The organism is Neobacillus niacini NBRC 15566 (assembly GCF_001591505.1).
Lineage (GTDB): Bacteria > Bacillota > Bacilli > Bacillales > Cytobacillaceae > Neobacillus > Neobacillus niacini.
On sequence record NZ_BCVA01000010.1, the window covers coordinates 21,468 to 35,187 of the forward strand.

Below are 13,720 nucleotides of genomic sequence, written 5' to 3' on the forward strand. Positions count from 1 at the left end.
AAAAGAGTAGATTATAATGAAAGGTATCGAATTGAGTGTAGTCATAGAAAGGTAAAAAAATCAATTGTTTTTCCTTGTATTTACTCAAATGATGAGATGACTTTGAGGCGATGCCTTGTGGAGAATTTCCTTACTCCTTTCCGCTTTGCATTTCTTTTTACAAAAAAAAACCCGTTTTTTCGGGTTCTTTTCTCATTTTAGGACTTATTTATATCATCAAGATTGGTTCGAAGCAAAGTTATCAAGCAATGCACGGACGTCATCTGTTGACTTAGTGTTCATTAATTGATTTCTTAATTCACTTGCCCCTGGGAAACCTTTAACATAAATTTTGAAGAACCGATGCAGTGCTGTGATTGAACGCGGCAATTCTTCTGCATAATTATCTTGAAGATTAAGTTGCAATCTTAGGAGATCAAGGTACTCCTTAGTGCTATGCTCTCTTGGTTCTTTTTCAAAGGCAAACGGATTTTTAAAAATACCACGCCCAATCATAACCCCATCAACACCGTATTTATTGGCCAACTCTAACCCGGTTTGGCGGTCAGGAATATCCCCATTGATCGTCAAAAGTGTATCTGGTGCTACCTGGTCACGAAGTTTCTTAATCTCCGGAATCAGCTCCCAATGAGCATCTACTTTGCTCATTTCATTCCTTGTACGGAGATGAATGGATAGATTGACAATGTCTTGTTTCAATATATGTGTCAGCCAGTCATGCCATTCGTCTACTTCGCTGAAACCAAGCCTTGTCTTAACACTTACAGGCAATCCGCCTGCTTTTGCAGCTTGTATTAACTCTGCCGCAACATCTGGACGAAGGATAAGGCCGCTTCCCTTTCCATTCTGTGTCACATTAGGTACGGGACAGCCCATATTGATATCTATTCCCTTAAAGCCTAATTCTGCCATACCAATACTCATTTGCCTAAAGTTTTCAGGCTTATCCCCCCATATATGGGCAACGATTGGTTGTTCATCCTCTGTAAAAGTCAAACGCCCACGCACACTCTGCATCCCCTGTGGGTGACAATAACTCTCACTGTTTGTAAACTCAGTAAAAAACACATCGGGTCTTCCTGCTTCACTCACAACATGGCGGAAAACAACATCCGTCACATCTTCCATTGGTGCTAGTATAAAAAAAGGTCGTGGTAAATCACGCCAAAAGTTTTCTTTCATATTAATTCAAATCCTCTCATTAAGGGATCAGGACAACCCCCTTCTCCCAAAATTAAAAAGCAGAATGTCTCTGCTTCTTCTACACTTATACCATGCTTTAGTACCTTTTATCAAACAGAGGGAATGTTTATATTCAATTTACAGACTCTTATTAAGCAATTAACTCCTGCTAAAATCCACGCTATAACTAGTATTTCCACTGTTTCTAAACCATTACCAGAAAACTTGAAACATCACATCTCACTGTCATTTTTCACAATAGAAATGTGCCAAGGTACCTATCTTTGTTTTGTTTATACAATAAAATTGAATGGATATTTCGAAATAGTGGTGGAGAAAAGTGAATGAAGAACTTCAGAAATTGTTCAATAGTTTAATTCAAATTGAACATGTATCAACGACATTATATCTTGCCATGTCTGCATATTTAGGAAGGCTGAACTTTACAGGGATGGCCCATTGGCTAAGGTTACAATCTGAAGAAGAGAGAACCCATATGCTTAGATTAATTGATTTTGTTGTAGATCGTGATGGAACTGTCCAACTCAACAACCTTCCTGCTCAACCAAGTAACTTCGGTACACCATTAGAAACTTTTCAAAAGGTATTAGCACATGAGCAATTTGTTACAAACTCTTATAGACAGGCCTTTAATTATGTCAGTCAAGTCGATCCTCAAGCAGCTGTTATCATACAAGACTTTTTAAGAGAACAAATAGATGAGGAGGCACAAGCTAAAACGATCATCGATCGTCTAAGATTGGCTGAAAATAACCCATCTGCTCTTTTATTATTAGATCAAGAGTTAGGCAGGAGAACTACTACTGTCACTCCCCCAGCAGCAGGTTAATCAACGACAAATCCCCCTCAAAATCCGTATTTTCAACTTGATTTTGAGAGGGATTAAATATTTAACTAAGGTTTTAGGACAGTATTAATTTTATATAACAACTTCAACTTTATTTTAGGAGGCGATAGAGCCGCCCTTCTTCTTCTGTTTCGTTTCCCAGAACTCAGCCCCTTCGATTCCAAGTTTGGCAGGTTTAAATACTGGGTCTTTGTTTGCTTTTCTCTGTCTTGTATAGTCTTTCAAGACTTTAAGTGCCGGTTTCGTAAGCAACAGGATTACCGTAAGGTTTATCCATGCCATTGTTCCCATTCCTAGATCGCCCATTGCCCAGACAACCTCTGCTGTTCGAATACTTCCATAAAATGTAGCAACTAACAAAGTGACCTTCAGTATATGGTTCGGCCAATCGAATTTTACCTTTTTACTTCCTATCAAAAAAGCAAGATTTGTCTCTGCTTTATAGTAATAAGATAATAAAGTGGTAAAACAGAAAAAGAATAAGGATACAGCCATAAAGGCAATTCCGAATGACGGTAATGCAGATTCCACAGCAAGCTGTGTGTAAACAGAGGGTTCTACATCTCCGAGTCTTTCAGTAATAGGAGCTTTTCCTTCCGGTTTCACGTCATACATTCCTGTAATTAGGATCATAAAAGCGGTTGCCGGACAAATAATCAATGTATCGATGTAAACAGAAAATGCCTGGACTAAACCCTGTTTTGCGGGGTGTGATACTTCTGCTGCACCTGCTTCAAATGTTTCACTTCCTATGCCAGCTCCACTTGAGTAGACCCCTCTTTGTACTCCCCAAGCTACGGCCGAACCCATTAACCCTCCAAAAGTGGAGTTTAAATTAAAGGCACTGGTGAAAATAAGCGAAATGACATCTGGCAGTACGGTGTAATTCATGCTGAGGATAATAATACAGACTAATATATAGCCAATAGCCATAAACGGAACTATGATTTCAGCCGTTTTAGCAATCCTCTTGACACCACCAAAAATAATAAAACCAAGCAGCATAGCCATTGCTATTCCAGTCACTTCAGTCGACACTCCAAAAGCATTATTCAGCGTTAACGCTACTGTATTCGCCTGAACACCTGGCCATAAAAATGCCATAACTAATAATGTTACAACTGCTGATAAGACTGCAAACCATTTTAGCTTCAATCCTTTTACGATGTAAAAAGGGGTACCCCCTCGGTACTTCCCGTTTATTTTACTTTTGTAGACTTGAGAAAGAGTCGTTTCAATAAAAGAGGTAGCACTTCCTAAAATCGCAGCTACCCACATCCAGAAGACAGCACCTGGCCCACCAAATGCAATGGCAGTTGCGACACCCGCTACATTCCCAGTACCAATCCTGCTGCCCAATGACATTGCCAGTGACTGGAAAGAGCTAACACCTGCCTTTGAACCTCCACCTTGAAATGTCAGCTTAAACATGTCTTTAATATATCTAATCTGAACAAATCGTGTGAGAATGGTGAAAAGCAATCCTAATCCTAAAAATGTATAGACCAATACTGAACTCCAAACATATCCATTCAACCAATTTACTAAATCCCCCATAAAAACTCCCTCATATTTAAACTTTTTTTATCCATATGTACAGTAGGTTACACATTGTGTATACCCAAAAAATGCTTCGCAAAACATCAGCCTAAAAACCCGGATTCTCCCTTCGAGTTATAATAAAGTTTTCTACTGAAAATAAACCCAAGAAAGCTAAAAAGACCCAGAATTCGGAAAAATTTAGTTTACCGAAACTTGAGTCTTGATCATAAATGTTTATTTTTATTGAGAAACAGTACGTACTTTCATGTGATTTAATGAAAAGCTCGTTACACGTATTTAAGGAAATAAAAATAAACCTTAGGTGGGCAAACCTAAGGTTTTACATAGATAAGTTGATTAGCAAAAACAAAAAGAATTGCTGCTGTCACTCGAAACTACCAATTGATTTCTACCATTCGCTTTTGCCTTGTATAAAGCCTGGTCTGTTTTTTCAATAAATTGGTCAACTTTTTCTGATTTATATTCGTTTAATCCCAAACTAATGGTGATCGGTACTTGTTGATCGTTGTAAATAAAATTAGAATCTTCCACAGCTTTACGGACATGTTCCGCAATTTCACTACCTTCTTCTAAACTCGTTTCTAGTAGCAGAATGGCAAATTCCTCGCCTCCCATTCTAATAACCACGTCGGTGTCTCTAACGTTCCTTTTAATAACGTTCGTAATATGCTTAAGTGCATAATCACCGCACACGTGACCATAAGTGTCATTAACCTTTTTGAAATGGTCTATATCAAACATGACTAGAATTAAAGAGTTACTCATCCTTTTACTTAAGGGGATTGCGTGTTCAAGATATAAATCAAAATATCTTCGGTTGTATACTCCTGTTAATGGATCCGTAATAGTCATTTCTTCTACTTTCCGTACCAATTTTTCAGTTTTTATTCGTAAGTATCCGACTGTTAAAAGAATTGACCAATTTACTATTATACCTAAAACAAGGGTTAGTAAATCTAGAGAAAACTGGGTGAAACCCTCTTGGTTTAACTCAATCGTAAGTTCAAATAGGCTATAAAAGATTGCTGTTCCAATAACGACATTCCAACTTGGATACCTAAAGATGATGATGATACTTGGAATTAGAGCTATTGACCATATAAAAGGATAGTGGTCCCCGTGGTTATCTGCAATGGTATCAATAATAATGGGTAAAGCAGTCCCAACCAAAATAATTATCCAATTTAAATACCTGTATTTCATAAGTTTCTTCTCCTTTGGAATCCCATACGAACGTATCTTAATTGTAATTATAGGTCGAGACATTTGTATAGTACCAAAACTTCTCAATTTAAAATTCATAAAAACCTAAGAAAAATAGGAACAGATTCCTATTGTTATTTTTTGTCCTAAACATGTTCTTCTGACATGTAAAAAAGCCCAGTCATATTAACTGGGCATAACAGAAAGAAGGATTATTGACACAAGAATAATCCTTTTAATGATATATCGAATTCTGCAAAATCATCAATTCCTTTGTTATAGTTGGGTATCCTTCTATTTCCGGAATTGCCTTTTTTGAGGATGAACGTTTTAGACTAGCTGAGTTTGCCATCATTTCACAAACGTAAAGCAATTGTGAAAGTACTTTATCTGAAAGAAGCGGACGGCTCTTCACTTTTGAACATTCCTCCAGGAGATAAGCTAAATGCTCCATTGAAAATACAATGGACCAATAATAATCCAAGGTATCACGTTGTACAGGAATTTCACCCAAAGCTGTATTATACAATGTTTTTAAATTGGTCAAATTAATTAGCATCTTTCTCAATTCCTTACTTTTTCTCGCATTAGAGCCTTTTCCTAGTTCAGAAAAAAGTATCAATAATAATTGTGCCTGACTCCGGATTGTTTTTTCAATAAAATGTGGAATATGACTGGATGCAGACTTTCTTCCCATCAACCAAACACCAATTAAACCAATCACACCCCCGATCATTACATCGATCATTCTCGCTGAAGCAAAATATGAAAAGCTAAAGCTGCCTGCCGATGTACTTTCAGCCATCAAGAGAGCATTTGGAGTAAAAAACAGTGCTGCCAACCCATAATTTTTCACGATAAAAAGTTCTGTAATAAATGTCAATATAAGTATAAAAAATGCAATACCATACCCGGATGGCTCTAGAGCAAGAATCAAACTGGCAATGATAATTCCAATGACCGTACCAATCCCTCGTTGAATAGCACGATGATGTGTTGCCACAAGGGTAGCACCTGACATTACAGCTACACAAGATAAGGGAACCCAATAAGAACGAGCCAATTCTAGTTCAAAAGCAATGATTGCAGCAATGATTGTAATAAAACCAAAACGAGTAGCGGTGATAAAAATAATGGAGTTTTTATCAAAAGCCCCGCCAAATATTTCCTTTATTGATAATTTGGTTGGTTGAATGGCTTGATTAATTTTTGCAGTCGGTTCATTCATAATCGCATCTGCATCATAAATTTTTGCAAATATCCGACCTACCTCTTTATTCATTTCACTAGGCTGAAGAATCTTTCCATAAACACCCTTATTTTTCTTATCAAACGAATCGGCAAGTTCCCTTACCGACTGCCCTAACTCCTGTGGTAATTTTTCCTCCGCATCCATAAAATACTCGTTAATGTACATAAATATAGTATTTGCATGTTGATTTAATAGAAACAACCGTTTAAATAAATCCGTTTCCCGCCATGGTATATACCCTGCGGCAAGCGTTTCATCTGCCTCCCTTAATACTGACATCATATTATGTCTTAATTCATGAACATTGTTCGTACCAACAGAGTCAATAAATTTCGCTAACTCTATATAAACCCTTTTTACGACACGTTCTTCTGGTGCATGAGGGTCAAATAACCAACCACTCATGGCAATTATCCATGATAGACTCCCTCCTAGAAAAACGAGTGCAGCCCGTAAAGGAGCAAGTCCCTGGTCCACTGGCATTCCTGAAACCATCGCAAAAACTAAAACAAAAAAGATTGCAGACGGCCCTGCAATACGTAAGGATCCAAAAATAAAAATGACTGCGGCTCCAATCACCCCCATTAAAACAGCTACAGCTAGAGGGTAAGGAGCTGCAAGCGTTCCTAATACAGTGACCAAAGACATTCCAATCACAACCCAAAATAACTTTTTAGCCCGCTGTGCATAGGGAATATCAAACACATACAAAAAAGTAAAGCCACCCAATCCGGCCATTAATCCATATTCCAGATTACCGAAGAGCAATCCAATCATAACGGGTAGACTTGCAGCTAATCCAGCAGAAAAGGCTTTTACCCATGGAAAAGGCTTTCTGTTAACCTTTAAAGCCTGTTTTAAAATAGATAAGGTTGCAGAGTTTTTATTTTTTTGGCTTTCTACCAATACTAAATCACTTCTTTCTAAAATAAACCCATAAACTGTTTATCTTCATATCCTCTATTTTCCCACCTCTCTGTATCAAAATATACTTTTTGTCGCCTAGTTTTCACCATTATAAATGAGCAAAAATATTCCTATTGAAACGGTAAAAAGGACCAAATCATTGGCCCTTTCAATTTTTTATGATTATTTGGATAATAGCATTGAAGACTATTTCAATACTAACTGTGACACGCACTCAACATGTGCCGTCTGCGGGAACATATCTACTGGCTGGATAAATTTCACTTCGTATTTTGCACTTAACATATTGATATCTTTTGCCAAAGTAGAAGGGTTGCATGAGATGTAAATGAGCTTTTCGGGTGCTGTTTGTAGAATCGTTTGGATTAACTGCCCGTCGAGACCGGTTCTTGGCGGATCAACCACAATGACGTTTGGCTTCCACCCTTTTTTCACCCATTTAGGAAGTACCTCTTCTGCTTTACCTGGTACATATTTGGTATTGGTAAATCCGTGACGTTTGGCATTTTTCTTTGCATCCTCTATCGATTCCGGAATGATATCCATCCCACGGACTTCGGCCGCATGGTCTGCTAACCATAAGCCGATTGTTCCTACACCACAATAAGCATCGACTATTTTTTCTTGGCCAGTCAGTGCTGCTGCTTTTTTTACTTCATTGTAGAGCTTTATGGTCTGTACAGGATTTAACTGAAAGAAAGTCCTTGCCGACAATTCAAACTGGAGGTCTCCCAATGTTTCTTGGATAAACTCTTCTCCCGCCATTGGCAAAGTTTCTTCTCCAAAAATGAGCGAAGTTTTTTGTTCATTTATATTCTGAACAATGGATTTCACTTTAGGAAGTCGTTTTTTGATTTCCTCAATAATCTGTTCTTTCTTTGGTAACTCCCTCTGATTTGTGATGAGAACAATTTGCAGCTCACCGCTTTGCACCCCCACACGGGTAACAATGGTCCGAACGATTCCTTTACGGGTTTTTTCATTGTAAATCGTAATTTTTAACTCTTCAAGAATGTTTTTCACAGCATTAACCGCTTCATTTGTTTGAGAATGCTGAACCGCACAATGTTCAATATCGATTAATTGGTGAGAGTTTAAGCCATACAATCCTGCTAAAACCTTTCCATCTCTACCTGCGAGTTGGAAACTGCTTTTATTCCGATATCCCCAAGGATCTTCCATTCCAATCGTTTCTCGAATATCAAGTTTGTCTACCGCAAGACGGGTATGACGTTCAAGCGATTGAATGACAATATCCCTCTTTTCTTTTAATTGCTGGCTATATTTTAAATGCTGCAGCTGACACCCGCCGCATTCCTCATAGACAGGGCAAGGAGGCTGAACGCGATGTGGTGATTTAATACGAATTTTCTTTATTTTGGCCTCTGCAAATTTAGGATTAATCTTTGTTGCCTCAACCACAACCTCTTCTCCTGGAAGTGCTCCTGGCACAAAAACTACCTGCTTTTTAAAATAACCGACACCTTCCCCATTAATGCCGAGTCGTTTGATTGTTAATGGAAAGGTCTGTTTTTCTTGTATTTTAATTGATTGATCTGTTTTCATTTTGTTCACTCCAAATTCCGATTCCTGTTTGATTTCACCGTATTATAGCATTATTAACAGAAAAAAGCCGAATTCTTCTCGAATCCGGCTTTTTAACGAATTATTTTCTCCAGAAACTCGGGATAATCTTTGATAAACCTTTCTTTTCTGGCTTGAATTCATCTAGACTTTTGAATTTATAGCCTTTCTTTTTCAGATCCTTAATCACTTTTTCAAGTGCATCGGCATTATCCTTCGAAACAGTGTGCAGAAGTAATACACTTCCAGGGTGGATTTGTCTCATTATGTTAAGGTAAGAATACTCCCAGCCTCTTTGGGCATTTGTATTCCAGTCAACAAAGGCCAATGACCAGAAAACATGTGTATATCCTTCTTCCTTCGCAATCTGCATTGTTCTCTCGCTAAAAACGCCTCTTGGAGGACGTAAATATTTCATTTTCTTTTGACCTGTAATCTCTTTTGTTTTATCCTTCACTTTTTGAAGTTCCTCACGAATCCGCTCATCACTGATTTCGGTCATATTAGGATGGTGCCAAGAATGATTGCCAATGATATGACCTTCATCCACCATCCTCTTCGTCAATTCAGGCTGTGATAATAAGTAATGTCCTGTCACAAAAAAAGTTGCTGGAACTTTTTCCTTTTTCAACACATCCAAGATTTGACCGGTATATCCTGCTTCATACCCATTATCAAAGGTTAGATATAGAATTTTTGAATTTGGATCTCCCTTATAAAAAGCACCATACTTCTCAAGGATTTTTTCATACTCAGCCCCTGCATCAGGCGGCTGTTCATCCACAGCTTTCTTAAAACCCCAATGGATTGGCTTATTGGGAACGTACCCATATGTAACCTGAGGCACCATTAACAGCAGCAAACTAAGGATGCAAACTAATTTCTTCATCCATGTTCCCCCTATTTTGTTTTTTATAGTATTTGTTTGTCATTGGGAAACATGTTTAGTATTTTAAGGAAATAGATTTGGTTGGTGGTAGACTGTGTCGCTTGTGTAACCAATACGGGTAAAATCAATTGCAGATAACAAATAAGAGGCGATTCTCTGGGAAGGAATGTGGAGGAATTTTCTTATTTCTGAATTAGTAAACCACGGCTTATAAATTAAGCAATAATCATCAATTGCTCTTATATGCGCATCTTTTGAAACGCAGTTACATATAGGACACATCCATTTATGTCTGTAATATTTCATCGGCGCCAATAAACATGCGGGGCATTGAACACCAGTAATAATATCCGATACAGGTATATTGAACGTTTCTAAAATATCTATTCTCTTTGGCGTGTGTTTTTTTAATAAAAGGTCGCTTACATTGAATAAATCCTGTTCATTCATATGGATCTTTTTGCTGTACCTTTCTAAATCCTCAATTTTTCTTAGTAAATCATGTGATTTACAAACCTTATTTTCTGCTTCTTTGTACCCTGGAGTTATAATGATTTCACTTGAAGATCTGGTGAAGACAACTAAGTTATCCATAAAAGTATTAGGTAAATTATTTTCCTCTATCCAATTTCTCAATAATATTTTGTGTCGATTAGTCTGGGAGACAGGATTTTCATAAACCTCTCTTATATCAGTCGTTTCTTGTATCATTTGATTTTTTTCAATGGTTATTTTGCCGGAATGATTCTTCCCATCAAGATTAATAAGAATATTGGGTGATAGAAGAATGACGTCAATTTGAAAAAACACTTCACCTATAGGGAGGCGGAGATCGTGGAATATGTGGTATTTATGCTGAGGTATTTGCCCCAATTGATAATTTAATTCTTTTTCGCCATTATACCCTGACTTTAAAATTTTTATATTCGTTTTAATCTCTGGTATTTTTTCATGATTAGGACATAATCTTCTCTCTAAAGCCTCTGCTTGAAGTAAGGGGATCGGAACGCTTAAATTTTTCTTAAACAAACAAGTTCCTCCTCTAATTGTTTGTTGTTACTTTTCTATTTAAATTATGTTTTCCCTGCTTAGAATACTAAATCATTTTGAATCTTTTATAACTTATAACCTAATTTGCTTGATAACTGTACAGTTCTTACAAAAAACCATACAGTTTATACAATAAAGTGTACAGCTTATACAATATACCGTACAGCTCCGTCCAACTTTTATATAAACCGTACAGTTTGTACAAAAAACCGTACAGTTTATACAATAAAGTGTACAGCTTAAACAAAAAACCGTACAGCTTATACAATTAACCGTCCAACTTTTATATAAACCGTACAGTTTGAACAAAAAACCAAACAGCTTATACGATAAACCGTACAGTTTATACAAAAAACCATACAGTTCATACAAAACAAGTCCCCAGCACCCAACCCCAAAATAAAAAAGCAGACCCCAAATCAGGAGCCTGCCCAAAAAAAATCTTAACTAAAAACCTTATCCTTAAACTGTGCCAATTTCTCCAAAGAAGACTTATCCACATCAGCATGCAAGCTGTTACCATGTGAATCCATCGTTACAACAGCAGTAAAGCCTTCTACACGCAGGTGCCACATGGCTTCAGGAATACCAAATTGCATCAGGTCGACACCTTCAACGCCCTTGATACAATCTGCATAATACTGAGCAGCGCCGCCGATGGCGTTCAGATACACACCACCATGTTCTTTAAGCGCAGCCAGTGTTCGAGGTCCCATTCCGCCTTTTCCAATTACTGCTCGGATACCAAACTTCTTCATAATGTCGCCTTGATAAGGCTCCTCACGAATACTTGTGGTTGGGCCGGCTGCTTTAACATGCCAAACTCCATCTTTATCCTTCAACATAACTGGACCACAGTGGTAAATCACTTGTCCATTTAAATCTACTGGCGAATCATGATCAGAAAGGTATTTATGAATGGCGTCACGACCGGTGTACATCATACCGTTAATTTGAACAACGTCGCCTACTTTTAATTTGCGAATTTGCTCTTCAGTAATTGGCGCCTGAAGCGTAATAACGTCATTAGCACGCGCAGCTGCAGTTTCTTTTTCAGCTTCAGTCTCCTCAAAATCAATAAATTCACCATCTTGGTACATCCACTCATTAATGTCTCCTGACACAGGATCCACACTTACACCTAAGCGGCGGAATGCCCAGCAATTGTAAGCAACTGAAACATAGAAGCTTGCAGGAATTCGATTCATAACCCCAACCTTGCATCCTAATAACGTAGCTTCTCCGCCAAAGCCCATTGTCCCGATACCCAATTTATTTGCATTTTCTAGCACATACTCTTCTAAAGCACGCAAATCCTCGTTTGGATTAACATCATCCAACGAACGGAATAACTGTTCTTTCGCTAAATCATAGCCAGATGAACGGTCGCCGCCGATGCCTACTCCAATGAAACCAGCGCTGCATCCTTGGCCTTGTGCTTGATACACAGAATGCATAACACATTTGCGAATACCATCAAGGTCACGTCCTGCTCTTCCTAATCCTTCTAATTCGCATGGAAGACTGTACTGAATGTTTTTATTTTCACAGCCGCCGCCTTTTAAAATCAGACGAACGTCAATATAATCTTTTTCCCATTGGTCAAATTTCATAACCGGCAAACCTGCACCAAGATTATCGCCGCTGTTTTCACCAGTCAATGAATCAACAGAGTTTGGACGAAGCTTCCCTTCTTTTGTTGCGATAACAATTGCATTTTTAATTGCTTCTTTTATTTCTAATTGGTTTACCCCAACAGGTGTTTTAATTTTAAAAGTTGGTAATCCGGTATCTTGGCAAATAGGTGAAACTTGATCATCTGCCATTTTAATATTATTGGTTATTGTGGCAAGGCTCATTGCTGCACTCGTACCTGCGTTTTCCTTCTCCTTAGCCGCTTTCACTGCACGGCGTACATCCTTTGGAAGCTTGGTAGAAGTTTCAACCACTAACTTGTACATGCTTTCCTGAAATTTCTCAATATTCACCTAAAGTTCCCCTTTCCCCTTGTCCGTTTCATAATCTATTTAAAAATTACAACTATTTGACGCTTATTATTATACTCCTATAAACAAATCTTTTAAAGGTAAAGGTTTTCAAAAAAATAGAGCCTGTAATTATACAGACTCTGGTGCTTCACGATGATTGAATTCTTTACACTTTGATTCTAATTCATCAATCATTTTGATTAAGTTGTCAATATCATCAATATCCGTATCCTCTGGATCAATTGCGTCCAAAACATCTAGAAACATGTTTAAACGCTGCTTTAAAAAACTAACTTGTGAATTTTTATCATGAGTAGGACTACCCAAATCTGATCTCCCCCTTCTATGTCAATTTATCTTACACTTTCTGCAGCACTTTTTCAAAAAAGAACCCCTACGACCTTGGTAGGAGTTCTTTCTCCATGATTATCTTGGTCTCTCTGAGGCAGCAAAACCAAATGAAACATGGTCCTGAACCGGAATCCATGCTCCGATTCCTTGTGACGTTACATTTTTAATAACAATGACTTTTTTATTTCCCTTAAGCATTAAATACACTTCTCCGTAGGTGACTTTCCCTTTTTCATTCACTGCCGGTGCATAAGCATATAAGTATCCTAAGCGGTTGACTGGTATGTTGTAGACATGATCGTTTTTCGTACCTGCACCGATAATCGTATCAAAGGCAAGCGGTAGACGTGTTTTTTCCATCGCCTTCAATAACATCATTTTCTTAACCTCTTCGGCATTTGCAATTTTTGCTGTTAATCCACCGCGGATAACTTTTTGTGCTTCCTGAACATAATGAATTTGGTATGGTACCTTCCCGCCGCGATTGTCATAGTAGTTCGTATTAATTTTTTGATATTCCCAGTTGGGTGCGGTTTCTGTCGATTCATAATTTAATGGCCACTGACCTAGGTATACGATTGCTCGATACCCGAGGGCAAATGGAGTACTATTGATGCTTGACTCATTTAACATACGGATTAAATCCGGATTTTCAATTTTCACCTTGGAAGAGTCAATCAGCTTCTTCGTTAATTCACTAGGCTGCAAAGTTGGCAGGTCCTGAGTTGAATTTGGATACGTATTTTCCTTCGTAATATTACGGACTGACGAAGGTATTTGATAGTTTACAGGTACTTTTTTAACAGTTTTGTTTTCAGCAGAGGCTGTCGGCATGAAAGTTAACAGTAAAGCCAGCGTCACTA

At 37.9% G+C, this 13,720-nt stretch carries 11 protein-coding genes; 1 reads left to right on the forward strand and 10 read right to left on the reverse strand.

Translation table 11 applies throughout. The features are described from left to right. Nucleotides 1–216 precede the first annotated feature (216 nt). The gene (locus BANA01_RS10625; RefSeq protein WP_034676381.1) at nucleotides 217–1,182 is read right to left on the reverse strand and encodes a tRNA dihydrouridine synthase; all 966 of its coding nucleotides are present in this window, start codon (nucleotides 1,180–1,182) and stop codon (nucleotides 217–219) included. Nucleotides 1,183–1,522: 340 nt separating this feature from the next. Here BANA01_RS10625 and BANA01_RS10630 point away from each other — a divergent pair, with 340 nt between their 5' ends. Continuing rightward, a complete protein-coding gene (locus BANA01_RS10630; protein ID WP_034676379.1) occupies nucleotides 1,523–2,032 on the forward strand; it encodes a ferritin in 510 nt (169 codons plus the stop codon). Between the two features lie 114 nt (nucleotides 2,033–2,146). Here the strand turns inward: BANA01_RS10630 and BANA01_RS10635 are convergent, their stop codons facing one another. From BANA01_RS10635 to BANA01_RS10675, 9 genes are all read right to left on the reverse strand, one after another. Continuing rightward, nucleotides 2,147–3,607, reverse strand: coding sequence for an alanine/glycine:cation symporter family protein (locus BANA01_RS10635; RefSeq protein WP_034676376.1), 1,461 nt, complete (start codon nucleotides 3,605–3,607; stop codon nucleotides 2,147–2,149). A gap of 342 nt (nucleotides 3,608–3,949) precedes the next feature. After that, complete coding sequence (locus BANA01_RS10640) at nucleotides 3,950–4,816, reverse strand: GGDEF domain-containing protein (protein ID WP_052106411.1); 867 nt, start codon at nucleotides 4,814–4,816, stop codon at nucleotides 3,950–3,952. A 235-nt stretch (nucleotides 4,817–5,051) separates the two neighbouring features. Further along, nucleotides 5,052–6,974, reverse strand: coding sequence for an FUSC family protein (locus BANA01_RS10645; RefSeq protein ID WP_034676374.1), 1,923 nt, complete (start codon nucleotides 6,972–6,974; stop codon nucleotides 5,052–5,054). A gap of 207 nt (nucleotides 6,975–7,181) precedes the next feature. Continuing rightward, nucleotides 7,182–8,561 carry a 23S rRNA (uracil(1939)-C(5))-methyltransferase RlmD gene (gene rlmD / locus BANA01_RS10650; protein ID WP_034676372.1) on the reverse strand — a complete coding sequence of 460 codons (1,380 nt, stop codon included), beginning with the start codon at nucleotides 8,559–8,561 and terminating at the stop codon, nucleotides 7,182–7,184. 100 nt (nucleotides 8,562–8,661) lie between these two features. Then, nucleotides 8,662–9,468 (reverse strand): delta-lactam-biosynthetic de-N-acetylase, encoded by an 807-nt coding sequence (pdaA, locus tag BANA01_RS10655; RefSeq protein ID WP_034676370.1) that lies wholly within the window; start codon nucleotides 9,466–9,468, stop codon nucleotides 8,662–8,664. Between the two features lie 63 nt (nucleotides 9,469–9,531). Then, nucleotides 9,532–10,497, reverse strand: coding sequence for a nuclease-related domain-containing protein (locus tag BANA01_RS10660; protein WP_034676367.1), 966 nt, complete (start codon nucleotides 10,495–10,497; stop codon nucleotides 9,532–9,534). Nucleotides 10,498–10,961: 464 nt separating this feature from the next. Beyond that, nucleotides 10,962–12,506, reverse strand: a complete 1,545-nt coding sequence (locus tag BANA01_RS10665; RefSeq protein ID WP_034676365.1) for a fumarate hydratase — start codon at nucleotides 12,504–12,506, stop codon at nucleotides 10,962–10,964. 129 nt (nucleotides 12,507–12,635) lie between these two features. After that, nucleotides 12,636–12,833 (reverse strand): SE1561 family protein, encoded by a 198-nt coding sequence (locus tag BANA01_RS10670; RefSeq protein WP_034676362.1) that lies wholly within the window; start codon nucleotides 12,831–12,833, stop codon nucleotides 12,636–12,638. A 99-nt stretch (nucleotides 12,834–12,932) separates the two neighbouring features. After that, nucleotides 12,933–13,691: a YfkD famly protein gene (locus tag BANA01_RS10675; protein ID WP_174524418.1), complete on the reverse strand. Its 759-nt coding sequence runs from the start codon at nucleotides 13,689–13,691 to the stop codon at nucleotides 12,933–12,935. Nucleotides 13,692–13,720 lie beyond the last annotated feature (29 nt).

Excerpts from the sequence above, each read along its gene's own strand:
- BANA01_RS10625 (WP_034676381.1), bottom strand. The coding sequence starts at position 1,182 with ATGAAAGAAAACTTTTGGCGTGATTTACCACGACCTTTTTTTATACTA.
- BANA01_RS10635 (WP_034676376.1), bottom strand. The coding sequence starts at position 3,607 with ATGGGGGATTTAGTAAATTGGTTGAATGGATATGTTTGGAGTTCAGTA.
- BANA01_RS10640 (WP_052106411.1), bottom strand. The coding sequence starts at position 4,816 with ATGAAATACAGGTATTTAAATTGGATAATTATTTTGGTTGGGACTGCT.
- rlmD (WP_034676372.1), bottom strand. The coding sequence starts at position 8,561 with ATGAAAACAGATCAATCAATTAAAATACAAGAAAAACAGACCTTTCCA.
- pdaA (WP_034676370.1), bottom strand. The coding sequence starts at position 9,468 with ATGAAGAAATTAGTTTGCATCCTTAGTTTGCTGCTGTTAATGGTGCCT.
- BANA01_RS10675 (WP_174524418.1), bottom strand. The coding sequence starts at position 13,691 with ATGCCGACAGCCTCTGCTGAAAACAAAACTGTTAAAAAAGTACCTGTA.